22 protein-coding genes are annotated in these 22,679 nt (G+C 59.5%); 10 read left to right on the top strand and 12 right to left on the bottom strand.

The window, feature by feature from the left end:
• On the bottom strand, positions 1–474 hold the full coding sequence (hpaR, locus tag ACM5SV_RS33865; protein ID WP_130677057.1) for a homoprotocatechuate degradation operon regulator HpaR: 474 nt from the start codon (positions 472–474) through the stop codon (positions 1–3).
• 122 nt (positions 475–596) lie between these two features.
• Between hpaR and ACM5SV_RS33870 the strand changes: the two genes are divergently transcribed.
• The 8 genes from ACM5SV_RS33870 to hpaI all read left to right on the top strand — a co-directional run bounded on the left by ACM5SV_RS33870 (position 597) and on the right by hpaI (position 9,063).
• Positions 597–989 (top strand): 5-carboxymethyl-2-hydroxymuconate Delta-isomerase, encoded by a 393-nt coding sequence (locus ACM5SV_RS33870; RefSeq protein ID WP_128449638.1) that lies wholly within the window; start codon positions 597–599, stop codon positions 987–989.
• 43 nt (positions 990–1,032) lie between these two features.
• Positions 1,033–2,550, top strand: coding sequence for a 5-carboxymethyl-2-hydroxymuconate semialdehyde dehydrogenase (gene hpaE, locus ACM5SV_RS33875; protein ID WP_222018138.1), 1,518 nt, complete (start codon positions 1,033–1,035; stop codon positions 2,548–2,550).
• A gap of 38 nt (positions 2,551–2,588) precedes the next feature.
• Entirely contained in the window at positions 2,589–3,569 is a 981-nt protein-coding gene (hpaD, locus tag ACM5SV_RS33880; protein WP_222018140.1) for a 3,4-dihydroxyphenylacetate 2,3-dioxygenase, read from the top strand.
• 81 nt (positions 3,570–3,650) lie between these two features.
• Complete coding sequence (locus tag ACM5SV_RS33885; protein WP_419425488.1) at positions 3,651–5,066, top strand: pyridoxal phosphate-dependent decarboxylase family protein; 1,416 nt, start codon at positions 3,651–3,653, stop codon at positions 5,064–5,066.
• 23 nt (positions 5,067–5,089) lie between these two features.
• On the top strand, positions 5,090–6,544 hold the full coding sequence (gabD, locus tag ACM5SV_RS33890) for an NADP-dependent succinate-semialdehyde dehydrogenase (protein ID WP_113546791.1): 1,455 nt from the start codon (positions 5,090–5,092) through the stop codon (positions 6,542–6,544).
• Positions 6,545–6,564: 20 nt separating this feature from the next.
• The gene (locus ACM5SV_RS33895; protein WP_113546790.1) at positions 6,565–7,434 is read left to right on the top strand and encodes a fumarylacetoacetate hydrolase family protein; all 870 of its coding nucleotides are present in this window, start codon (positions 6,565–6,567) and stop codon (positions 7,432–7,434) included.
• A 1-nt stretch (position 7,435) separates the two neighbouring features.
• The gene (hpaH, locus tag ACM5SV_RS33900) at positions 7,436–8,239 is read left to right on the top strand and encodes a 2-oxo-hept-4-ene-1,7-dioate hydratase (RefSeq protein ID WP_003554880.1); all 804 of its coding nucleotides are present in this window, start codon (positions 7,436–7,438) and stop codon (positions 8,237–8,239) included.
• An 11-nt stretch (positions 8,240–8,250) separates the two neighbouring features.
• Positions 8,251–9,063, top strand: coding sequence for a 4-hydroxy-2-oxoheptanedioate aldolase (gene hpaI, locus ACM5SV_RS33905; protein WP_113546789.1), 813 nt, complete (start codon positions 8,251–8,253; stop codon positions 9,061–9,063).
• A gap of 238 nt (positions 9,064–9,301) precedes the next feature.
• Here the strand turns inward: hpaI and rpsU are convergent, their stop codons facing one another.
• A complete protein-coding gene (gene rpsU / locus ACM5SV_RS33910; protein WP_113546788.1) occupies positions 9,302–9,541 on the bottom strand; it encodes a 30S ribosomal protein S21 in 240 nt (79 codons plus the stop codon).
• A gap of 391 nt (positions 9,542–9,932) precedes the next feature.
• Here rpsU and ACM5SV_RS33915 point away from each other — a divergent pair, with 391 nt between their 5' ends.
• Positions 9,933–10,541 (top strand): J domain-containing protein, encoded by a 609-nt coding sequence (locus tag ACM5SV_RS33915; RefSeq protein ID WP_419425489.1) that lies wholly within the window; start codon positions 9,933–9,935, stop codon positions 10,539–10,541.
• 75 nt (positions 10,542–10,616) lie between these two features.
• Here ACM5SV_RS33915 and ACM5SV_RS33920 read toward each other — a convergent pair whose 3' ends face one another.
• From ACM5SV_RS33920 to ACM5SV_RS33955, 8 genes are all read right to left on the bottom strand, one after another.
• Positions 10,617–10,835, bottom strand: a complete 219-nt coding sequence (locus ACM5SV_RS33920; protein ID WP_128449644.1) for a helix-turn-helix domain-containing protein — start codon at positions 10,833–10,835, stop codon at positions 10,617–10,619.
• Positions 10,836–10,974: 139 nt separating this feature from the next.
• Positions 10,975–12,045: a lipocalin-like domain-containing protein gene (locus ACM5SV_RS33925; protein ID WP_128450390.1), complete on the bottom strand. Its 1,071-nt coding sequence runs from the start codon at positions 12,043–12,045 to the stop codon at positions 10,975–10,977.
• Positions 12,035–14,437 (bottom strand): ABC transporter permease, encoded by a 2,403-nt coding sequence (locus ACM5SV_RS33930; protein WP_128450389.1) that lies wholly within the window; start codon positions 14,435–14,437, stop codon positions 12,035–12,037. The genes ACM5SV_RS33925 and ACM5SV_RS33930 overlap by 11 nt, the downstream gene beginning before the upstream one ends.
• Entirely contained in the window at positions 14,434–15,093 is a 660-nt protein-coding gene (locus ACM5SV_RS33935; protein WP_026157679.1) for an ABC transporter ATP-binding protein, read from the bottom strand. The genes ACM5SV_RS33930 and ACM5SV_RS33935 overlap by 4 nt, the downstream gene beginning before the upstream one ends.
• A gap of 125 nt (positions 15,094–15,218) precedes the next feature.
• Positions 15,219–17,588, bottom strand: a complete 2,370-nt coding sequence (locus ACM5SV_RS33940) for a hypothetical protein (protein ID WP_128450388.1) — start codon at positions 17,586–17,588, stop codon at positions 15,219–15,221.
• Between the two features lie 12 nt (positions 17,589–17,600).
• On the bottom strand, positions 17,601–18,371 hold the full coding sequence (locus ACM5SV_RS33945) for an ABC transporter permease (RefSeq protein WP_128450387.1): 771 nt from the start codon (positions 18,369–18,371) through the stop codon (positions 17,601–17,603).
• A 10-nt stretch (positions 18,372–18,381) separates the two neighbouring features.
• Positions 18,382–19,377 carry an ABC transporter substrate-binding protein gene (locus ACM5SV_RS33950; protein WP_222018116.1) on the bottom strand — a complete coding sequence of 332 codons (996 nt, stop codon included), beginning with the start codon at positions 19,375–19,377 and terminating at the stop codon, positions 18,382–18,384.
• Between the two features lie 13 nt (positions 19,378–19,390).
• Positions 19,391–20,206, bottom strand: coding sequence for an ABC transporter ATP-binding protein (locus ACM5SV_RS33955; protein WP_128450385.1), 816 nt, complete (start codon positions 20,204–20,206; stop codon positions 19,391–19,393).
• Positions 20,207–20,362: 156 nt separating this feature from the next.
• Here ACM5SV_RS33955 and ACM5SV_RS33960 point away from each other — a divergent pair, with 156 nt between their 5' ends.
• Complete coding sequence (locus ACM5SV_RS33960) at positions 20,363–21,085, top strand: GntR family transcriptional regulator (RefSeq protein WP_128450384.1); 723 nt, start codon at positions 20,363–20,365, stop codon at positions 21,083–21,085.
• A gap of 93 nt (positions 21,086–21,178) precedes the next feature.
• Here ACM5SV_RS33960 and ACM5SV_RS33965 read toward each other — a convergent pair whose 3' ends face one another.
• On the bottom strand, positions 21,179–21,730 hold the full coding sequence (locus ACM5SV_RS33965; RefSeq protein ID WP_128450383.1) for a hypothetical protein: 552 nt from the start codon (positions 21,728–21,730) through the stop codon (positions 21,179–21,181).
• A 131-nt stretch (positions 21,731–21,861) separates the two neighbouring features.
• Positions 21,862–22,524, bottom strand: a complete 663-nt coding sequence (locus ACM5SV_RS33970) for a transcriptional regulator (RefSeq protein ID WP_128450382.1) — start codon at positions 22,522–22,524, stop codon at positions 21,862–21,864.
• Between the last annotated feature and the right edge of the window lie 155 nt (positions 22,525–22,679).

Below are 22,679 nucleotides of genomic sequence, written 5' to 3' on the forward strand. Positions count from 1 at the left end.
CTATTTGTTCAGCGTCGCCAATTCGTCGAGCATGTCGAGCAAGGTATCGATACGCTCGCGGCCGAACCGCTGCTCAAGCGCGGTATAAATCGTCCGGCTGTCGGGACTGACCTCGTTGATGATCTTCAGCCCTGCGGCGGTGATCTGCAACAATATCCGGCGGCCGTCTTCAGCATCCTTGCTCTTGGTGATGAAGCCGCGCTCCTCGAGAGAGCGAATGATCCGCGTCAAGCTCGGAGCAAGAATAAAGGCCCGTTCCGCCATCTCCGATGCATCCAGTGTTCCGGCTTCCGCCAGAATGCGAATGACGCGCCATTGCTGTTCCGTCACATCATGCAGCGCCAGCATGGGCCGGAAGTGCCCCATCACCGCTTCACGCGCCCGAAGCAACGCAATCGGCAGCGAGCGGCGCGTATCGCGGGGCAGCAGGGCATCCTGCATGATGCCGTTATCGTCAGGGGATTGTTTGGTCATAAGGGTTCTATGGATCAATTTCTTGAGCCGCGCAACGTGGCCGGCAGACACGATGCCCTTGACAGAGCCGACAAAATATTTAACATGTTAAATATACTGAGGTCGTGGCGCGGGGAGGAACGATGCCGCATTTCACCATGGATTATTCGGCTAATCTCGACGGAAAAGTGGACTTCGACGCGCTGTGCCGTGTGATCCACGCCGAGATTCTCGGCACGGGTCTGTTCGAGACCGGTGCCGTGCGGGTGCGCGCCATCCGGTGCGAAGCCTATGCGATTGCCGATCTGCTCGATGAAAACGCCTTCATCGATATGTCCTTTCGTATCGGCGAAGGTCGTAGCCAGGAGGACAAGCGAAGGACCGGCGAAGCGATCTTTGCCGCCGTCACGAAACACCTCCGCAAGCTGTTCGAGACGCCGCACTTCGCCCTCACCCTCGAAATCCGCGAAATCGACCCGGCGCTGAGCTGGAAGAAAAACGCCATCCACCCGCGCCTGCGCAAGACAAACGGTTAGCGCCGCAGTGATTGACCGCAAGCAGGACACATCGGAGAAAAGCATGTCGACACTGGAAGAAAACATCGCAAAGGCCGAAGCCTATTTGGCTCGCTTTCGCAAAGACGGCGTCCTGAACCATATCGCTGGCGAAGCAATCCCTGCAGCCGATGGCACCACGTTCGACATCATCTCTCCGGTCGATCTGAAGGTCTTGGCAAAGGTGGCACACGGCAAGGCGGCGGATGTGGACCGGGCGGCACAAGCCGCAAAAGCTGCCTTTCCTGCCTGGGCCGCGATGTCGGGCGACGCGCGCAAGAAACTTCTTCATAAGATTGCCGACGCGATCGTAGCGCGTTCCGAAGAGATCGCGTTCGTCGAATGCATGGATACCGGTCAATCGCTCAAATTCATGGCGAAGGCAGCTCTTCGCGGAGCCGAGAACTTCCGCTTCTTCGCTGACCGCGCCGTGGAAGCCCGTGACGGCAAAACGCTGCGTGCCGATGGTCAAGTCAACTTCACCAGCCGTGCACCGATCGGACCAGTCGGCGTCATTACGCCATGGAATACACCCTTCATGCTGTCGACCTGGAAGATAGCACCAGCGCTCGCTGCCGGCTGCACCATCGTCCACAAGCCGGCGGAGTTTTCACCGCTGACGGCACGGCTGCTGGTCGAGATTGCCGAAGAGGCGGGCTTGCCGAAGGGTGTCTGGAATCTCGTCAACGGCCTCGGCGAGGACGCCGGCAAGGCGCTGACCGAGCATCCCGCCATCAGAGCGATCGGCTTCGTCGGCGAAAGCCGCACCGGCTCGATGATCATGAAACAAGGCGCCGACACGCTGAAGCGGGTACATTTCGAACTCGGCGGCAAGAATCCCGTCATCGTTTTTGCCGATGCCGATCTTGAACGTGCCGCCGATGCTGCCGTCTTCATGATCTATTCGCTGAATGGCGAGCGCTGCACCTCGTCTTCCCGCTTGCTGGTGGAGGAAAACATCTACGACCGCTTCACGGCGATGGTCGCCGAGAAGGCCAAGCGCATCAAGGTCGGCCACCCCCTTGATCCAGAAACTGTGGTCGGTCCGCTGATCCACCCCGTCCATGAAAAGAAGGTGCTGGAATATATCACGATCGGCAAAGAGGACGGTGCCACGCTTGCCGCTGGCGGTGAGAAATTCGATGGGCCGGGTGGCGGATGTTACGTATCCCCCACCCTCTTCACCGGCGCCAACAACCAAATGCGTATCGCGCAGGAAGAAATCTTCGGACCGGTTCTGACCGCGATCTCCTTCAAGGACGAGGCCGATGCGCTGGCGCTTGCCAACGATGTGCAATACGGCCTCACCGGCTACCTCTGGACCTCGGACGTCACCCGCGCTTTCCGCTTCACCGATGCGCTGGACGCCGGAATGATCTGGGTGAACTCGGAAAATGTGCGCCACCTGCCGACCCCTTTCGGCGGCGTCAAGAATTCCGGCATCGGCCGTGACGGCGGCGATTGGTCCTTCGATTTCTACATGGAGACCAAGAACGTTGCTTTCGCCACCAAGGCGCATGCGATCCAGAAACTCGGCGGCTGAGTGCACCGGACACCCTATTGAATTTGGAGGAGAACCCCATGCCCCTGCCCACACCCAATCTTTATCCGGCTTTCAACATCGTGCGCCTCAGCCATGTCGAGCTTGCCGTGACCGACCTTGCGAAATCGCGCGCCTTCTACGTCGATACTCTCGGCTTGCAGGTGACCGACGAGACGGCAGACACGATCTATCTGCGTGCGCTCGAGGAACGAGGGCATCACTGCATCGTCCTGAAGAAAGAAGCCGCCGCCGAAGCACGCGATCTCGGCTTCAAGGTGTTCTCCGACGAGGACCTCAATAAGGCGGAGCATTTCTTCAAGGGCAAGGACCTGCCGGTCGAATGGGTCGAGCGGCCCTACCAGTCGCGCACGTTCCGCACGCGCGATCCGCACGGCATTCCGTTGGAATTTTATTCCAAGATGGATCGCCTGCCGCCGATCCACCAGAAATATGCCCTCTACAGAGGCGTGAAACCGCTCCGCATCGATCACTTCAACTGCTTCTCACCGAATGTCGACGAAAGCGTCGCCTTCTACAATGAGATCGGCTTCCGGGTGACGGAATACACCGCCGACGAGGAGACCGGCAAGCTCTGGGCTGCATGGACGCACCGCAAGGGTGGCGTCCACGACATTGCGTTTACCAATGGTCGCGGCCCGCGGTTGCATCACACCGCGTTCTGGGTTCCGACGCCGCTCAATATCATCGACCTGCTGGATTTGATGGCGACCACCGGTTGGCTGCCCAATATCGAGCGCGGACCGGGCCGGCACGGCATTTCCAATGCCTTCTTCCTCTACATCCGCGATCCCGATGGCCACCGCATCGAGATCTACTGCTCGGATTATCAGACGGTTGATCCCGACCTGGAACCGATCAAATGGGATCTCAAGGATCCGCAGCGCCAGACGCTATGGGGTGCTCCGGCGCCGAAATCCTGGTTCGAGGAAGGAAGCCTGTTTGCTGGCGCCCGTGTGGTAGATTCGATCCTCAAGGCCCAGCCGATCGTCGCGCCCTGACCGGCAGGCAGAATACTCATTTGTTCTGATCGCGGCCAAAGCCGCGCTCAGACGTGTAAATTGGTCCTAGCGGAGCGATCAATGAACGGGACAGATTTTGCCGAATGGTCGCGCAAGGCCGCGGACTGGGGCGTCGCCTACAGGGCATCTCTTCGTGACAGGCCTGTGCGTGCGCAGACCGCCCCCGGTGAGATCGCCGCGCGGTTGCCGATGCAGCCACCGCAAACCGGCGAAGACATGGACGCCATCTTCGCCGATTTCGAAAATATCATCCTGCCAGGGATGACGCATTGGCAACATCCGCGCTTTTTTGCTTATTTTCCTGCCAACGCGGCGCCCGTGTCGGTCGTTGCGGAATATCTTGTGACGGCAATGGCGGCGCAATGCATGCTCTGGCAAACCTCTCCGGCAGCGACCGAGCTCGAGACAAGAGTTCTCGATTGGCTGCGGCAGGCGATCGGACTGCCGGAGGGTTTTGCCGGCGTCATTCAGGACTCTGCCTCCTCTGCCACGCTTTCGGCGGTGCTCGTCATGCGCGAACGCGCCCTCGACTGGAATGGTAACAAGGCGGGCCTTAGCGGAAATCCGCAACTACGCATTTATTCTTCTGATCAGGTGCACACGTCCATAGACCGGGCGATCTGGGTATCCGGCATCGGCGAGAATAATCTCGTGCGTATTCCCGCTCGCGGCGCATTGCGGGGCATGGACTGCGACGCTTTGGAAGCGGCAATCGTAAAGGACACGGAGGCCGGGTATGTGCCGGCCGGCATCATCGCCTGCACGGGCGGCACCAGCACCGGTGCCTGCGACAACATTGCCGATGTGGTGCGGATCGCTCATCGACACGGCCTCTGTGTCCATGTCGATGCGGCATGGGCAGGATCGGCGATGATCTGCGAAGAATTCCGCCATTTGTGGGCGGGTGTCGAAGAGGCAGATTCCGTGGTCTTCAACCCGCACAAATGGCTGGGCGCGCAGTTCGATTGTTCGGCCCATTTCATTCGAAATCCAGCCGACCTCGTGCGCACGCTTGCCATTCAGCCGGAATATCTGAAAACCCACGGTCGCGACGGCATCATCAACTATTCGGAATGGACGGTCCCGCTCGGCCGCCGCTTCCGGGCTCTGAAGTTATGGTTTTTACTGCGGTTTCACGGACTGGACGGCCTGAGAACAATGATCCGCAACCACGTGGGTTGGTCTGCAAAACTCTGCAAACGCCTACGTGCTGGCGACAATTTCGAGATCGTCACCGAGCCAGCCTTCTCACTGTTTTCATTTCGTCACCTTGGCGCAAAAGATCTCGACGCCCATAACCTTGCTTTGGTGAACGCGATCAATGACGACGGTCGCATCTATCTGACCCAAACCCGGGTGGACGGTCGGGTAGCGATCCGCTTTCAGGCGGGTCAGTTCGAGATGACGGAAAGTGACGTTGACACCGCCTTTGACGTCATTTCCGAAGTCGCGGCGAGAATGCCGAACGCTGGCTAGACTCAAAAGACAGGACCAACACAATGCTTCTGAAAGACCCTTCGCTATTCCGCCAAGCAGCGCTTGTCGGCGAGATGTGGATCGAGGCGGATCCGAAAAACGCGATCGAGGTGAACAACCCGGCGACCGGTGAGATCATCGGTCTCGTGCCAAAGCTTGGTGCCGCCGAGACCAGGACGGCCATCGAGGCCGCCCGCCTGGCGCAGAAGAGTTGGGCTGCCCGCACCGCGAAGGACCGCTGCGCCGTCCTTCGCAAGTGGTTCGATCTGATGATCGAGAACAAGGAAGACCTCGGCCGCATCCTGACGCTCGAACAGGGCAAGCCGCTGGCCGAGGCGACTGGCGAGATCGTCTATGGCGCAAGCTTCATCGAATGGTTCGCCGAGGAGGGTCGTCGCATCTATGGCGACTTGATCCCCGGCCACCAGCCCGACAAGCGCATCATGGTGATGAAGCAGCCGATCGGCGTCGTCGCGGCGATCACGCCGTGGAACTTCCCGAACGCGATGATCACCCGCAAGGCGGGCCCGGCTTTCGCCGCCGGCTGCGCCCTGGTCTTGAAGCCGGCCTCTCAGACACCGTTTTCGGCGATCGCCATTGCGGTTCTCGCCGAACGCGCCGGCCTGCCAAAGGGCCTTTTCAGCGTCATCACCGGCTCGGCCGCGGCGATCGGCGCCGAAATGACCTCGAACCCGGTCGTGCGCAAGCTGACATTCACCGGCTCCACCGAAATCGGCACCGAGCTTTACAAGCAGAGCGCCCCGACCATCAAGAAACTCGGTCTGGAACTCGGCGGCAATGCGCCGTTTATTGTCTTTGACGATGCCGATCTCGATGCTGCGGTCGAAGGCGCGCTGATTGCCAAATACCGCAACAACGGCCAGACCTGTGTTTGCGCCAACCGCATTTACGTGCAGGACGGCGTCTATGACGCCTTCGCTGCGAAGCTGGTGGCGGCCGTCGGCCGGCTGAAAACCGGCAACGGCTTTGACGAAGGCGTCATCCTCGGACCGCTGATCGACAAGGCGGCCCTTGCCAAGGTCGAGGAGCATATCGCCGATGCCTTGGGCAAGGGTGCGCGTATCCTGCAGGGTGGCAAGCCACATGCGCTTGGCGGCACCTTCTTCGAAGCGACCATCCTGGGCGATGTCACCAAGGACATGGCGGTGGCGCGCGAAGAAACCTTCGGGCCGCTGGCGCCGCTGTTCCGCTTCAAGGACGAGGCCGACGTCATCGAGCAGGCGAACGATACCGAGTTCGGCCTTGCCTCCTACTTCTACGCCAAGGATCTGGCTCGGGTATTTCGCGTGGCCGAGGCACTGGAATACGGCATGGTCGGCGTCAACACCGGGCTGATCTCAACGGCAGAAGCGCCGTTTGGCGGCGTCAAACTGTCGGGTCTCGGCCGCGAGGGCTCGAAATACGGCATCGAGGAATTCACCGAAGTCAAATATGTCTGCCTCGGCGGCATCGGCTGAACTGAACAGGAAGAAAAGCGATGTCGCACCCGAAGTTTGTCAGCTTTACCCGCAACGGCCACAGTGGATACGGCCTTCTTGCGGGAGATGGAATTATTGACCTTTCCGCCCGCCACGGCACGAAGTGGCCAACGCTGCGCGAGGTGATAGCCGACGGCGTGCTGCTGAAGCTCGCTGAGGAAGCGGCGAGCTTGGAGCCCGATTTTCCCGTGTCGGACATCCGTTATGAAATCCCTGTTCCCGGCCCGGAGAAGATCATCTGCGTCGGCGTAAACTTCCCCGACCGCAACGAGGAATACAAGGATGGGCAGGCCGCGCCTTCCAATCCCTCCCTGTTCATCCGCTTCCCGCGCTCGTTTACCGGCCACGATCAGCCGCTGATCCGACCGCCGGAAAGCCCGGAGCTCGACTATGAAGGCGAAATCGTCATCGTCATCGGCAAGGGCGGCCGGCGCATTCCCGAGGCTGAAGCATTGTCCCACATCGCGGCGCTGTCGCTCTGCAATGAAGGCACAATCCGCGACTGGGTCCGCCATGCCAAGTTCAACGTCACCCAGGGTAAGAATTTCGACCGCACCGGCTCGATTGGCCCCTGGCTGATCCCGTTCACGCACGAGGCACAGATCGCCGACATCAGGCTCGAAACCCGCGTCAACGGCGAAGTCCGCCAGAGCGACCGCACCAGCCGGATGATCTTTTCCTTCCGCAAGATCATCAACTACATCTCGACCTTCACTACGCTGGTTCCCGGCGATGTGATCGTCACCGGCACGCCAACCGGCGCGGGTGCCCGCTTCGATCCGCCGATCTGGCTGAAGCCCGGCGATGTCGTCGAGGTCGAGGCCGATGGTATCGGCATCTTGCGCAACGCGATCGCTGACGAGGTGTGAGATGCTGACTTCAGATGAGATCAGGCAGGCGGCAGAGCGTCTCGACATCGCCGAGCGGACGCGCGAACAGACGGGGCTTCTGTCGCTCAAATATCCGCATATGACCATGGACGACGCCTATGCCGTGCAGTCGGCCTGGGTCACGAAGAAGATCGCTGCCGGGCGCAAAGTGATCGGGTGGAAAATCGGGCTGACCTCAAAGGCGATGCAATATGCCTTGAACATCGACACGCCGGATTCCGGCGTGCTGTTCGATGACATGCTGTTCGAGGACGGCGCGACGGTCCCTGCCGACCGCTTCATCCAGCCGCGGATCGAGGCTGAGATCGCCTTCATCATGAAGGCTCCGCTGAAAGGCCCCGGCGTCACCGTGTTCGACGTGCTGAACGCCACGGACTATATCACCCCAGCCCTGGAAATCCTCGATACGCGCATCCTCAGGGTCGATCCCGGAACAAAGAAGGCTCGCACCATCGTCGACACGATTTCCGACAATGCGGCCAATGCCGGTATCGTGCTCGGCGGGCGCATGGCGCGACCCGACACTGTCGACATGCGCTGGATGGGCGCAATTGTCAGTCGCAACGCCGAGGTCGAGGAAACCGGTCTTGGTGCCGGAGTGCTCAACCAGCCGGCGCGCGGCGTTGCCTGGCTTGCCAATCGGTTGGCTGAATATGGTGATGGCATCGAGGCGGGCCAGATCGTCCTTGCCGGCTCCTTCATTCGCCCGATCGAAGCACGCCACAACGATACGATCGTTGCCGATTTCGGATCCTACGGCACCGTCAGCAGCTATTTCGCATAGGAGGGATGCCCATGCCGGCGCCAAAAAACACCTTCAAAGGGGCCTTGATGGAGAAGCGTCCGCAGATCGGACTGTGGCTCGCGCTCGCCAATCCCTATACGGCTGAAATACTGGGTGATGCGGGCTATGATTGGCTGTTGATCGACGGCGAGCATGCGCCGAACGATATCCCTCTGATGATGGCGCAATTGCAGGCGCTCAAGGGTTCGCCGAGCCATCCGATCATACGGGCGCCGATCGGCGAGGCCTGGCTCTTAAAGCAGATCCTCGATATCGGCGCGCAAACCGTGTTGGTGCCAATGGTCGAGAGCGGCGATCAGGCGAAGGCGATGGTGCGCGCTGTGCGTTATCCGCCGCATGGTATGCGTGGGGTGGGCGCCGCCCTCGCCCGCGCCTCGGCGTTCAATCGCATGCCCGATTACCTGCAGACGGCCAATGAGGAGATTTGCCTGCTGCTGCAGATCGAAAGTCGCGCCGGACTGGCAGCACTCGATGACATCGCCACCACCGACGGCATCGACGGCGTTTTTATCGGACCAGCCGATCTTGCCGCCGACATGGGCCATCTCGGCAGGCCCGGCGATGTCGAGGTGCAGCAGGCGGTGGAAGCGGCGCTGATCCGTATCCAGGCGCACGGCAAGGCCGCGGGTATCCTGACCGCCGATCAGGCGCTGGCCAAGCGCTACCTGGAACTCGGCGCCAGTTTCGTCGCCATTGGAAACGATGTCAGCCTGCTGGCGAACGGCGCCTCGCGCCTGTTGTCCGATTTTCAAAAGGCAAATGCCGCCGGCACCGGAAGTTCGGACACGGCAAAGGTCTACTAAAGCGCCTCGCAACTTTCAGATTGGCTGACGGCGCTATCCTCTGGATCGGCCCCTGAAGCGCGGCGAGCTGTTCTGCAATCAGCCGCCGTGTCGGGTTGCACACCCCGCTTGATAAAAGGGCGCCAGGGGCGTCGATGCTTTCGATCAGTTTCAACTCGGTACGGCGAGTGGGAAAGGAATGTCTCGGACACAAGAAGTCCTATCCCCGACGGACAGAACATCCGTCATTCGATCCCCTTTAGCGACCAGAAGCTCTTACTTTCTTGGGGGCCGAAATACCGCTTTCCCGCTCAAGCTTTTTGCGAGCGAGTTTACGGACACGCCTGATGCCCTCGGCCTTCTCACGAGCACGTTTTTCGGAGGGCTTTTCAAAACGCTCCCGAAGTCGGGCCTCCCGGAATACGCCCTCGCGCTGCAACTTCTTTTTCAAAAAACGGAGCGCTTGCTCAACGTTGTTGTCACGTACCAGAACCTGCATTCTAAAACTCCTAGGATCGCTAACGCGCCTCATTAGATCCACGCGCGTTGATGATCAAGCCTTGGAAGGCCGATTGCCTAAATTCTCTGTCGTCACTGTTTCATGGGCACGATCGCGAATGGGGCTAGAGGTATGCTCTGCCAGCCATTTAAGGGTCGCAGGTTTCGCAGCTAAAGGATGACTGAAAACCTCCCCAATTGGACTGAGTTGCCCGCGTGAAATCGAACGAGATGATTTACCAGTTTCCTATTTGCGCCCTGTTGATGATCACCACGATTGCTCGAAGGGCAGCCGCAGCATTGCCCAATTTGACCGGATTAGGAGATTATAGCCGGGCCGACCGACCGCGTGGCAGCTTGCCGGTTCGATGAAAACCGCCCTATAACGCGCGATGACGTTTGATTCGAAAATTTTCGTCGGCCTGAGGCCAACGGGCAAAAAATCAGCTCTTCCCACCGAGCCTTCCCAGTCGAAATGCCAGTGGGACGGTTGCGAAAGCGGCGGCACCAATCGTGCGCCCGTTGGGCGAGATGCGGAGGGTTTGTACCTGCTGTTCTGCCCGCAACATGCGAGAGAATACAATAAGGGATATAATTTCGCGAGCAATCTGTCCGATCCGGTGACCGCCCGCTATCAGAGTGAGGCAGCAAGCGGCGCCCGTAAGACGTGGGGTACCCGCGTTGATCATGCGACAGAGATGCCGCTTCCTTCGACCGTCCGCTCGGGCACGGCAAAAGCCCTTAATGCACGCAAGAGTGCTGCCCAACATCAAGCAACGAAAGCTGATCTCCAGCGACGTAAGCTCAAGGTATTGGAAGCGAAAGCCTTCGAAACGCTCGGCCTTTTGCAGGACGCGGCGCCCGAGGAGATCAGGCGCCGCTATAAGCAGATGCTCAAGCTACATCATCCAGACGCCAACCGAGGAGATCGAAACTCGGAAGCTGAGCTCCAAGCGGCAATCGACGCCCATAAAATCCTCAAGTTGAACGGGTTCTGCTAAATCGGAGACACAGTCTCTGCGGGTCAACAGATAAGACGCTGCCGTGAAAAAGCTGTGTAGTGCGCGACGCACGTCTCAAATCTTGTCTAAAACCCCTAGAGCGGCCGCGGTCCTTCGTATCCTTGACGCGTCGAAATCCGTGTCGTTCTCCAGAGCTGTCACTTCGGCCACAGTCAGACCAGTGGTTTCTGCAACGTCATCCAGCGAATAGCCGCGAGCCGCGCGAGCTTCCGCAAGCAAGCCGCCGACGGACAGAGCAACAAGGGATTTCACAATCTTCGAGGCCATGTTCATGTCGTTAAAGCTCCTTTTGGCGGGCCGGAAAACGTACCAAACAGTTTCATAGTTCCAACGCACTGCCCGGGTCCGGGCGATTTCCGCCGGTTCGCACCGTTCGACGTAGGAGCTGTTACCTACGTGTGAGACGTAGCAGCTAATAGCCGGTCATTTCAAGATATCCGACACCCGACGTGGAGCCTGTGAAGTTGATCGGCCCCTCCCAATAAGGCGTAGAGGTCGCCATCCAGGACTGCTCGTTCAGCGGTTTCGTCGTAATATCAAGTGACTTACTCGGCACGCGTATGCGCCACTCAACCGGCATCCGGCGCCCATCGACCGTTGCCTTCCGCGTCGGCTCCAGTTGGACGTCGTCTTTCGACAAAAGTGTCGTTCGTCCATCCGCCGATATCCAGTTCGCGGAGATAAACCCGTCCTTGTCATCACGAAGGCGAAAAGCCATCAGCTTGTCGCCGGAATTCAGATGCAGTGAGAACCAATCCCACCCCGTCTGATTGGACGCAAGCGGCTGCGACGACCACTCCCGATCCAGCCAGGCTTTGCCAGTGACCTTAACCGGCGCTCCGGATGTCATGATCGTTCCCGCCACCTCATAGAAAGGCTGCGAGTAATAGTAGCTCGCCTGCCCGTTCGCCGACTTCACGGAAAAGCCGTTTTCCCCCTGAAGAACGAGCGGGCCGTCGGCCTTGAGGTCTAAGGTGTAGCTGAAGTCCAGCCCGCCCGCAGAGACTGAAAGGTTGCCAAAGGCGTCCGAGCCGGTTCGCTCGCTACCCTCCAACCGCCAGTCGTCGATCCAAGCCCGAAATGGTCTTGCGGCAACGCCTGCCTGCCCGACGCCTCCCCGCCCCAAGCGCTCGGCGACGTACTGATGACCTTGGGTGGTGATCGCCGCGTGCCCAGCCCAGATCTGCGGATCCGCGAAACCTGCCTTGTCTCCCGGAGCCAGCGCAGAGCGAAACAGCGTCCACTGCGCTCCATATTGCCTGCCATCCTCGTCTTTGAGATTGGCGGTCACATACCACCACTCAATGCGATAATCAGGATGAGCGCCATGATCGGTGGGGAAAGAAAGAACAGAACCCCGCTCCGGGATCGCAAAACCTTGCGCATCCGATCCCAATCCGGCGAAGCCTTGCGCAAATGCCTGACCGCTCGCGCAGATCATAGCCGCCGCTATCAGGACAGATGCCGACTTTCTACCGTTCATTGGCGAAAATCCCCAGCAGGTCCGCAGGATTGATCGAGGCCAGACGCCGAACCGGCACCAGCACCGACAGCAATGCAGCAGCAAGAGCGATTGCTCCCAGCCAAAACCAGTCCATTGGAAACACCATCATTGGCAATCGCCAACCAAAAGCCTCCACGTTCACGATCGCAAGCAGGACCCACGCCAGGGTAAGACCAACCGGGATCGCAGCCATAAATGTCGCCAGCCAGAGTGCAAGTGTCCGGGCAACTTCGTAGAGCGCCAGATCCCGTCGCCGTACACCCATTGCCCATACTGGCGCGAGTTGCGGAAGCCGAATACCAGACAGCGTCAGGAGACTTGAGAACATGGCAAATCCTGCCACAGCAAGGGTGAGGACGTTCAACGCGCCGGTCACCTTGAACGTCTGATCGAAGATGGCTCTCGATTGCCGCTTAAGTGAGGCCTGGTCAACGATCGCGGTATCCGGAAGGCCAAACTCCTCGACCAGCCGACGCTTGAGATCTTGGGCTTGCTCGGGAGCAACTCGGACACCGTAGCGAAGTTTCGGGACATCGCGGTAATGATCGACGAGCGTTTTGACCCCGACTATCACTTGCCCATTCGGATTTCCATAGTCCGAGTACACGCCGACCACAGTTGCGCTCCAGCCTCCAGGCATGACCAACGGTTGGCCGATCTTGGCTTTGCCGCGACGCCACATCTGTTCGTTGATCAGAGCACCCTGCCCGGCGGCGATCCTTGCCCAAACGTCGTTTTCGGAAGCGATCAACGGCCACTGCTCCCGGTAGGTCGAATCGTCCGCAACGCCAAAGATCTGGGTCTGTTCGCCAAGCACCTCGGCGTCGACGCTCCAGATGGGCAAGACCGCCCTTGAGCGTGGTGGAAGCCAGACGCGGAGACGCGCAGCTTCCTCCTCATCCTTGGCAGTGACGTAAAGCTCGGCGGCCAGGCGTTGATCCAGCCATCCGATGAAAGTCAGCCGGAAGCTCGATACCATCGTGCCGACACCGATGTTTGCCGACAATGCCAGCAGCAGAGCCATCAAAGCCAGCGACAAGCCGGGAAGCTGTATGCGGGTGTCGGCCCAGAACCATTCCATGAGGACGGTTCGTGCCAAATGCTGCGCTTTGGTCAGGATGACCGCAAGAAGTCCAGGTAGCACCAGAGCTGTTCCAAGAAGCAGGCAGCCAAGTGTCGCAAAACCCGCCACCAGCCCGGACGCAGCTATCGCCAGGATAGCAGCCAAGATCAGCAGAACTCCGCCCGTTCCCGCTTGAAAGGCAAGCGATCTGGCCGACTCTCTTGCCCATGCTCGCGGCTGGGCGGCAGCTAAAATCGGCAGCTTCCATACCCGCCACAGGCTCTGGGCAGACGAGACAGCGGTTCCTCCGAGAGCAATCGCCAGTCCAGCCAACCACCACTCCGGCCGAATGGATAGCGAGCCTGACACATTGGCACCGTAGAGGCCCCTGAGGGTCGCGGCGACACCCGGCATCAGGAGCCATGCTATGACGTAGCCGAGCATGACGCCGATCAAGCCCGATATCAGCGCCAGCATCGAAAGCTCGATCAAGAGCACCGTGATCAATGCTCGAAGCGAGACACCAAGAGATCTAAGTGTACGAAAAGTGCCTCGACGCTGTTCGAAGGTCAGGCCCGTGGCCGAATACACGATGAAGAGCCCGACGATGAACGAAAGGAAGCCGAAAGCCGTAAGGTTGAGGTGGAAGCTGTCTGTGAGGCGAGCGACGTCTGGTTGTTCACCCGGTTCGCGGATCGTCAATCCCGCCTGATCGATTGCTTCCGCGGTGATCCTTTGATCGGCCGCGACCACCAGGCGGTCGATCTTCCCGTGCTTGTCGAGCAACCTGTCGGCGACCGATATGTCGACGAAGGCAGCACCGTCGGGAACTTTGCCATCGATTTTGACGCTCATGTCGGTACTGCCACGGAGCCGCTCGGCAGTCGCGCTCGACACAAGCAACTGTCCACTGGCTGAAAAGAAGCCGGATAGGTCTAGACTGCTGGCGACGGTCTGGTTCCGGGTGTCCCTTGGCATCGTCAGAGGTTCGATACCAACCAATCTTATTCTTGTGCTTCCGAAGCGGTAGTTGCCCTCGATCACGGGCGAAACATTCAGACCCGCTCGACGCAGGCTGCCATAGACCTCGCTCGCTATGCCGTCACCGTCCTTGGCGACGATCTCCCGGAGGTTGCCTTGCTCCAGAACCGAAGCCGCCCGCGCATAGCTCGCCCTCGCCTCGGCGTTGATAGCCTGAACGCCGGACCAGAGAGCCGTCGCCAGCGCAATCCCCATGACCAGCGTCAGAAGCTGGAGAGGTCTCCGACGCCAGTGTGACAGCAGGGCTGCGAATGCGACGAAGTTCATTCTGCAATCTTCCCACCGCGAAGGACCACTGTTCGGTCCAGACGCGCTGCAAGCCTCGTGGAGTGGGTGACGAGAAGCAGAGCCGATCCCACCGTCCGGGCCAGGTTGAGCATCAGATCGAGGACGGCATCGCCTGTTTGCTCATCCAGGTTGCCCGTTGGCTCGTCCGCAAGGACGAGAGGAGGTCGAGCAGCCAAGGTTCGCCCGATTGCAACGCGCTGCTGTTGGCCTCCGGAAAGTTGCTCGGGATATCGGGCGGTGTATTCTTCCAACCCCAATTCCTCGATCAACTGCCTTTCCCAAGCGTGATCGTACCGGTTTGCAAGCTTGGCGTGGAACGAGATGTTGGCTGCGACGCTCAGTGATGGGATGAGGTTAAACTGTTGAAAAACGAGGCCGACCTTCGTTCTCCTGTATCGGGCCCGTTCGCTTTCAGCAAATAGCCCCAGATCGCTGCCATCCATCACGACCGAGCCGCTGTCTGCACGGTCGAGCCCGCCTGCCAGATGCAGCAATGTGCTTTTGCCACTGCCAGACTCTCCGGTTAGAGCAACACTTTCGCCCGCAGCGACTTCCAGATCGACGCCCTTCAGGATTTCAATCGGGCTCTCCGCAGTGGAATAGGATTTTCTAACGCCTGCGAGGGTGAGGATCATCTCGGTCTTCTCGAACACGGAGTTTGCAGAATGCAAAACCTCCGGTGACCTAAGAACTTTCGAGATGGATCGCAAGATCCGTGCGGCAGCACAAAAACAGCGGCCCGCATCAGCTTACGCTCAGTTCAAGCTGTCATGAACAGCGCTGACGTCCAAATGCGGGATTGATCCCTCTGTCTCGCCGTCAGGAAAAGCGGGTGTTCGCGGCCGTGGCTCAATCCAAGTCCTGGAAGCGGTATCTCGCCTGAGAGATCGCGTGGAAGAGGGCGATCGGTGACGCGCTCCAACAGAAGTCGAAGCTCGACACCCTGAAGATCGACCGAGATCGAGCCCTTTGCGATCAGCTCGCTTCCGCATGCCTCTAAAAACACCTCGGGAGCATGGACATGTGGCGGCGGCTGGAGCGGATCCCCGATCTTGCTGTAGCCATGGAGCTTCGCGGCTACGACGATGCGCGCGTCGCGCAGGTCGGAAAGCTTAAGTTCGATTCCGTCGACGTCGCCATGTGTTGCCGTCCTGAAGCCGAGGGTGCCGAGCCCAGTGCGCCAAACGCTTTGTTCGGGATGATCGAAACCGATGCCGCGCACATCCAGAAGCGCTGCACCGGTGACAGCCACTTCGCCGCTCCAATAGGCCGCGCGATAGCGATCCTTTATCCGCGCGCCGCCGAAACGGATCCGCACACTGCGCTCACTGAGGCCCGCTTCGGCATGCAGATCACGTCGCCACACCATGCGGTCGCCGTCGAAAAGCTGAACTTCCTCCCAGCCGGCGTGGCCGAGCAGGCGGTAAGAGAGCGGCTGATTGAGCTCGGCGTCAAACACCTCGCCCATGAAATGTTTGCCTTGGGACAGAACCGCAAAACTCCGTTCACCAGTCGTGGCAAAAGTGCGCCTCGCCCGAAGTGCAGCGCCAACGCCAGCACGGTCGAAACCGTCGGCGATGACGCCGGTGAGCCCCCCACGTGCACCGAAGGTTCCGGTGGCCGGCGCACCACCGCCGCATCGGCCCTGATGTTCGTCGCTAGCGGCGGAAGCGCCAACTCTGTGTCCGCGAGCTAGAGCTTCGACGTAGAGCCAATGAAATTGTCCCCAGGCGGAGCCAATCTCGATGAGGCGTTCCAGCTCCGGATGGTTCCAGTCGAGAATGCAGCGCCGGCCACCCACATGTGGGATTAGCAAATGGCCTTCCGGATCATCCGCATAGGCTCCATAGAGCCGGTCAACCGGCCATATCCCAGGACGGATCGCTCCCGCCGTCGTCTCATTCCATTCGAAAGAGCGCAGGGAGCGTCCCTGCTCGTCGAACGGAAACCTGGGCTTGCCGTCGCGCAGGAAGACGACGTTTCGGTCGCCACCGGCAGCGGAGTTGCCGCACCATTCGGTGCCTGGATAGCAGACGAAGCGACCGGGCTCGTTGAGTTCGTGGATGGTCTTGACGGCTGCGTCCCAGTTCGTCTCGGTGATGTTGAAATCGTTGACGGTGTAGCCCACCACGTCAAGTCCGGCGATGTCGCGCCCGTAGGTGAGATTGTAGGTGGCATCATTGGTGCCAACGGTGTCGTCGGAATGGACGTGAAGATCGGCATAGAGAGGGCGCAAGGCACCCTCTTCGCTCTGTACATAGGCGATGCCCGGTGCGACGCCGGGTTCGTCATTCAGCCATGCTTCCAATTTCCACTCGCCGGCAGCAGCGAAGGAAAGGCCGGAAATCCGCGCAAATGTCCAGCCTTCCGCGGCGAATGCCACTAGCTCCGTTCGTTGCCCGCCATCCGGGGCAGTAATGACGAGCGCACCATGCAGGTCTCGACCCTGGCAAGTGTTTCCCCATATATCGTCGACGCGCACGATAGCGTCGAAGAATTGACCGCTGGCAACCAGCCGCGGCGCGATGACCTGAAGGGCATGCGGCTGCCCGGCCGCGATCTCCAATTTGCAGTCGCCTGGCACCTCCGCAAATTTTGAGCTGCCCAGCGGGTCGACGAACAGCCGGAAACGGAACACCTTCTCCACGAAAGTCTGCACACGTGTGCCGGCGCCGCCCTGCCGCCGATCGCCCAGACGGATGACGATCCTGTCGCCGGGGTTGAGATAGCCGTCGACGACGTCGATGATGACCGCCTTCTGGAAGGGACGTTCGTGTCCCTTCTGATCGAAACGCACCTTCAGTGCTTGAACGGTACCTGGGCTTTGCCCCGCAACCAGAGGACCGGCGTGGTATTCGGCGGAAATATAGTTGGCGCCCGTCGGCTCCGTTGTCTGGAACAGCGCCCAATCGGAATAGAACTTGAAGGCAAGCTTCAGCCACGCACCGTCTGCGAGGCCGACAGCTCCGACCTCATAAACGAGCTCCAATTCGGTCCACTCACCCGCCGTCAGCGTCTGCCTCTGACAGCTTAGACGGCCGAGGAAGGGCAGAGTATCGAAATGATCGGCAAGGCCCATCGGAGAATGGGCGCTGGCTTGAATCGTCTTTTCTGGCAAAATCTCTGTCATGGGGAACGTCCGTTATTGTCCGCGCCAGCCTTCGTAGCGGCGCTCTATCCGTCGAAATACGAGGCTCTCCATCAGCCACGCGGTAAGTCCTATCAGCGCGATGCCGAGAAGCACCTGCGCCGAATTGCCAACCTGCCCGCCCATGGCGACCATCCAGCCGATGCCTTGAGATGCGCCGATCATCTCGGCTGCAACAAGCGCGCGCCACGCCTGGGCAAAACCGATGCGCAATGCGGCAGTGAGGAACGGGAGAGAGGCGGGAAGATATACATGGGCCAGCAGTTGCAGCCTTTTGGCACCCAGCATGCGCGCTGCACGCACCTCGCCGCTGCGGGTGGAAAGCACGCCTTCCTGAATCGTCTGGGCCATCGGAAAGGCCGATGCGATGAATATGACGACGGCAATGGAGAGATATCCGAGGCCGAAGAAGATCAGCGACAACGGCGCCCAGGCGATCGGAGGGATGGCCATGAAGAGACCGAGCAGCGGCTGGACGAATTCGCGAAACGGCCGCCAAAGTCCGGCAGACACGCCGATGAGCACAGCGGCCACGACGGCCGCGCCGAAGCCGCCGAATTCGCGCAACAAGCTCGCCATGACCTGGCGACCCAACTCGCCCGACCGGATCCAGCGAACCCCCTCGGCCGCCACGTCCCACGGCTGCGGCAGCACATAGGAGGGAACGCGGCTTGCCGCGATGCACCACACGACAAGGAGGAACGGAAGCGCTGCCCAGCGCCAGGACGGTTGCGGAAAACGCAGCCGCGCTGCCAACTTCTTCATCGATCGGATCTCATCGTTGAGCGGCCGCTTTTGCGGCGAAGCTGTCGTCAATGATGTCGTCGACATTCAAGCGCTTTTCGAGAAAGCCGAGGGCGACGGAGTAGTCGATGAGCCGCTGGATGAAGGCACGGTCGGAGGGCTCGATTTCCGCCGACCACCCAAGGCGCTTCCTCGCCTCGGTGACGATCGCTTCCGGCGGAACGATACGTCCGTCCGCGGCCGTCAGGGATTCCAGCTTAAAGCTTTGGGCGATGATCCTGTCGGCCTCTTCGGGATGCTCCCGCAAAAACGCAATGGCCTTCGAATTCGCTCGCAACAGTTTCACGAGATCGTCCGGGCGTTCCTTCAGCGTCTTGGCAGGCGCTGCTATGACGTACCAGGGATAGCCGGGCAAAGCTCCGTTCACGTCGAAGACGACGCGACCTGTACCGCGGAGCACCGATTGGCTGATGAAGGGCTCCCACAAAAAGGCTGCATCGACGACGCCGGTGTCGAGGGCAGCGTTCATGTTGCCCACGGGCATTTGCGACAGCGCAAGATCTGCGTCCGGGCTGAGGCCGGCGGCCTCTTTGAGAACGTAGCCACGCAGCAGCACGTCCATGCCGCTGCCCCTGTTGACGGCGGCAAGCCTCTTGCCCTTGAGGTCGGAAAGGGCGTGGATCGGGCCGTCAGTCTTCGCGATCACCGCTGCCTGACCATAGTTGACCTTGGCGATGATTTTCGCCTCGAGACCGCGCGCCGCCCATTGATAGACCGGGGGCGCACCGATATAGGCCGCATCGATTTCGCCTCCAGCCACCGCCTGCTGGATGACGGGACCATCGCCGAAACCCTTGAGCTCGACGTTCAACCCCTCGTCGCGAAAATAACCTTTCTCCTCGGCGATCAGGGCAGGTGCATTCGCCATAGCCTGGACCCAGCCAATGCGAAGCGGCCGCGGGTCCTCGGCATGGGCAGGCAAAACGGCTGCGAGGGCCAGAAGAACTGCAGGTAGAATGTGTTTCATCGGATGCTCCCCTTCAGGTAACGGGTAGATTGCTGGTCATGACTTTGGCGATTTCCTCCGAGAGCTGTTCGCGCAGTTGAGCGAATAAAGGATTGGCTCTCGTGCCACGCTGATCGCGAGGACGCGGCAAATCGATTGCCACTTCGGCGGTGATGCCTGTCGGCGGTAGCCCAAGGACGAGAACCCTGTCGGCAAGATAGATCGCTTCGTCGATGTCATGGGTGATGAACAGTACGGTCTTCCCCAAGCCCGACCAGATGCGCAGCAATTCGTCATTGAGGGATGCACGCGTCAGGGCGTCGAGCGCTGCGAATGGTTCGTCCATGAGCAGGAGGCGCGGCTCGAGCGCCAGTGAGCGCGCCAGCGCAACCCGCTGACGCTGGCCGCCCGACAATCGGTGAGGTGGCTCATGTGCCTGCTCTTCCAGACCGACAAGTCGAAGAAAATTCAGCGCGACGTCTCTCTGCTCCTGCGCAGATCCACGGCAATTCATGCGCAGGCCGAAGCGAACATTTTCCAGGGCAGTCAACCAAGGGAAGAGGTTTGGCGACTGAAATACATATCCGAGGACCGGATGCTCAGGGACAACAGGCACACCGTCGATGGTGATATGCCCCGATTGCGGGCGCAGGAAGCCGGAGAGAAGATTAAGGAGCGTCGACTTGCCGCAACCGGACGGACCCAGGATCGCCACGAATTCTCCCGGCCGAGCCTTCAGTGAAAACCGTTCGAATACGGCGCGTCGGCTTTCGGGATAGGCGAAAGCCATGCGGTCCACCGAGAAGGCGGCGCCGGATGAAACCTGCCTTGGGATAACTGGAGATGCCATGTTGCGTTAGGACGATCCTGGATTGGAGTTGTCCCAATTTCTAATACATTATAATACAGGTCATCAACGTGAAGAGTTCCCCTTGTGTGGCAGCAAAAGGGAACGCTATTCCAAAGCTTCGCTGCTTCGTGGTGTTTTCGACCCTATGGAAAATAGATGAGTCTCATCCGCAATAACCCGGTGCCTATGTATCTGCAGATCGCCGATCGGCTTCGTGCCGAGATCACCGAAGGCGCCTACGAGCCGTCCGGACGGCTCCCGTCGGAATCGCAAATTATGGAACGCTTCACAGTCAGTCGCGTCACCGTGCGGCTGGCGCTCCAACAACTCGATAGGGATGGGCTGATCGAACGCCGGAAAGGCAAAGGCACTTTCGTGGCCGGCAAGCAGGTGCGCCATCAAATTGATACACTGCGTAGCTTTCATGAATCGCTGAAAGTCCAAGGCTTCGATGCTACGATGCGGATCGTCGAGTTGACCGCAATTGAAACACCATCTGCTTTCATCCCGCTGTTCGGAACGACATGCGCACTTCTGGAACGGCTTCATGTGGTGAATGACGAGCCGATTGCATTGGGCCGAAGCTTCTTGCCGGCGTTCATGTCAGAGCTGGAGCGAGAGATCGCCGAACGGCAACCAACTTATGCACTACTGAAAGACAAAGCCGGCGCCGACATTGTCTCCGCTGAGATTGCGATCGGGGCGCGTGCTGTCTCGCCTCGGATAACATCGCTGATTGGAGCCGCTGAAAATGCGGTCCTGCTTGTGCTGGAACGGAGTTCCTATTTCGAAACCGGCGCTTGCGCCGAAAAGTCTGAATTTTTTATTCGACCAGAGCGGTACCAGTTTGTCCTCGGCAGTCGAACGCCCGACCGCTGAGAGTTCGAGTCTTTGCTCTTGATGGGAAACCCAGCTCATACCCGTTCCTAGCCAGGCAATATGGCCGCGATGGGTACGAAGGAAATGACAATTTCACCGCTCGAACCGATCCAGCATCCTCTTCAGTTGTGCGTTTTGCAGCCTAAGCTTCGTCGCCAGCTGATCCCGGAGCAGCCTGATTTCTCCATCCAGACTGACTGCGTCGTCAGAAACAGCGGTAGCGCCTGGAGAAGGTGGAAGAACGACAGCAATCGTTTTCGCTTTGTTGCTCCGCCTGCTGCGCTTTCGCGTTGGAACTTCGCCTACTGGCAATGCCTTTGGTGAGGGGTGCCTGGCTGCGTCGGCCTCATTGGATAAGGCCGGATCAACCGCATTCTCCAGCATGGCGCTTTCGACATCTGCCGTGTCATCAACACTGCTTACCGCTTCTTCGGCATGATGCGACACCGCCTTGTGTTGTTCGTGAGTGACCGGCTTTTCGCTGGCCGCGCGGTCTGCGGCTTTCGACCGGTTGTCGGTTGCCGTTTCAGTCGGCTCGGCGACGGCTGATACGTCCGGCTTCACATCATCGGTCGAGCCGTGTTCTTGCTTCTGCGGGCGTCGCCGTGACACCAGCCCAGCAAGAAGTTTCCATGGAGACGCCATTTTATTCGACCTCGAATTCTACTGCGTATGCAAACTGCGAGCAAAAACGTTGGCGGCAGAACGAACCGCCGCCAATATCTAAACTTCAATAAGCATGAGAATGCGGCCAGCGCTTGACCGTCTGCTGCCGATCAACCGAGGTTGAGTCGCTTTCGCAGATCGGCATTTTCAGCGCGGAGCTTCTCCGCCAGCAGCTTGCGCAGTCTCTGGTTTTCCTCTTCGAGCTGCAGAAGATCCGCGATCTCATCAACTGCCGCCACCGACGGTGCAGCCGCTATCGACACAGCCTTCGGAGCACGTTTGACAGGTACACGCTTGGCACTCGTCGTCCCTTCGTCAGGCTTTGCTTTGCGTCCTCTCGTCTGCTTTCCAGCTTTGGCACCCGAAGCCGCTGCCGGTTGCAAAGAAACGGCGGCTGAGGCGGTTTCAGCCACCACCTTCTTGGCGCGAGGTTTGCGCACCTTCTTCGGTACATCGAGCGCCGCGGCGGCCGGCGTGTTAGCATTGGTTGTCGTATCTTTTTCGTCGGCCATTATGGTCTCCTGTAAAGCCGATGCATTTGTCTCTTGCTCGATCGGCAGTGTCAATAATGGCCCGGCCTGTTCTTCTTCGGATACAAGCATTGCGGTGCTTCGTGCCTGGGGAGACAATGACATAAATGGCATTGCCTCGTCCTGCATATCTTGCGCAACGGACTTGAGATCCGTGTCTGCCCAGATCGAGCTCGGTTTGGAGTTGAGTTTTCGCCGACCTGATTTGTACTCGACGGCAAAGCTGCGCTGCACTTTTTTCACTTTAAAAGAGCCTTGGGTATCTGCGGTGATGTTTCAGCGACGTTTTCAGCATCGCAACATGGCGTGCGAATAACGACTATTGCGCCGTTGGTCCATACCCTGGCGACACCAGAGCCACGGGAGCTGAGACGACAACAGGCTCCAGTGGGCTCATA

Source organism: Rhizobium sp. CRRU65, assembly GCF_048551595.1.
Classification (GTDB): domain Bacteria; phylum Pseudomonadota; class Alphaproteobacteria; order Rhizobiales; family Rhizobiaceae; genus Rhizobium; species Rhizobium leguminosarum_J.

Bases quoted from the DNA above. Each gene is read 5' to 3' on its own strand.
- hpaR (WP_130677057.1), bottom strand. From the start codon at position 474: ATGACCAAACAATCCCCTGACGATAACGGCATCATGCAGGATGCCCTG.
- ACM5SV_RS33870 (WP_128449638.1), top strand. From the start codon at position 597: ATGCCGCATTTCACCATGGATTATTCGGCTAATCTCGACGGAAAAGTG.
- hpaE (WP_222018138.1), top strand. From the start codon at position 1,033: ATGTCGACACTGGAAGAAAACATCGCAAAGGCCGAAGCCTATTTGGCT.
- hpaD (WP_222018140.1), top strand. From the start codon at position 2,589: ATGCCCCTGCCCACACCCAATCTTTATCCGGCTTTCAACATCGTGCGC.
- ACM5SV_RS33885 (WP_419425488.1), top strand. From the start codon at position 3,651: ATGAACGGGACAGATTTTGCCGAATGGTCGCGCAAGGCCGCGGACTGG.
- gabD (WP_113546791.1), top strand. From the start codon at position 5,090: ATGCTTCTGAAAGACCCTTCGCTATTCCGCCAAGCAGCGCTTGTCGGC.
- ACM5SV_RS33895 (WP_113546790.1), top strand. From the start codon at position 6,565: ATGTCGCACCCGAAGTTTGTCAGCTTTACCCGCAACGGCCACAGTGGA.
- hpaH (WP_003554880.1), top strand. From the start codon at position 7,436: ATGCTGACTTCAGATGAGATCAGGCAGGCGGCAGAGCGTCTCGACATC.
- hpaI (WP_113546789.1), top strand. From the start codon at position 8,251: ATGCCGGCGCCAAAAAACACCTTCAAAGGGGCCTTGATGGAGAAGCGT.
- rpsU (WP_113546788.1), bottom strand. From the start codon at position 9,541: ATGCAGGTTCTGGTACGTGACAACAACGTTGAGCAAGCGCTCCGTTTT.
- ACM5SV_RS33915 (WP_419425489.1), top strand. From the start codon at position 9,933: ATGACGTTTGATTCGAAAATTTTCGTCGGCCTGAGGCCAACGGGCAAA.
- ACM5SV_RS33920 (WP_128449644.1), bottom strand. From the start codon at position 10,835: ATGAACATGGCCTCGAAGATTGTGAAATCCCTTGTTGCTCTGTCCGTC.
- ACM5SV_RS33925 (WP_128450390.1), bottom strand. From the start codon at position 12,045: ATGAACGGTAGAAAGTCGGCATCTGTCCTGATAGCGGCGGCTATGATC.
- ACM5SV_RS33930 (WP_128450389.1), bottom strand. From the start codon at position 14,437: ATGAACTTCGTCGCATTCGCAGCCCTGCTGTCACACTGGCGTCGGAGA.
- ACM5SV_RS33935 (WP_026157679.1), bottom strand. From the start codon at position 15,093: ATGATCCTCACCCTCGCAGGCGTTAGAAAATCCTATTCCACTGCGGAG.
- ACM5SV_RS33940 (WP_128450388.1), bottom strand. From the start codon at position 17,588: ATGACAGAGATTTTGCCAGAAAAGACGATTCAAGCCAGCGCCCATTCT.
- ACM5SV_RS33945 (WP_128450387.1), bottom strand. From the start codon at position 18,371: ATGAAGAAGTTGGCAGCGCGGCTGCGTTTTCCGCAACCGTCCTGGCGC.
- ACM5SV_RS33950 (WP_222018116.1), bottom strand. From the start codon at position 19,377: ATGAAACACATTCTACCTGCAGTTCTTCTGGCCCTCGCAGCCGTTTTG.
- ACM5SV_RS33955 (WP_128450385.1), bottom strand. From the start codon at position 20,206: ATGGCATCTCCAGTTATCCCAAGGCAGGTTTCATCCGGCGCCGCCTTC.
- ACM5SV_RS33960 (WP_128450384.1), top strand. From the start codon at position 20,363: ATGAGTCTCATCCGCAATAACCCGGTGCCTATGTATCTGCAGATCGCC.
- ACM5SV_RS33965 (WP_128450383.1), bottom strand. From the start codon at position 21,730: ATGGCGTCTCCATGGAAACTTCTTGCTGGGCTGGTGTCACGGCGACGC.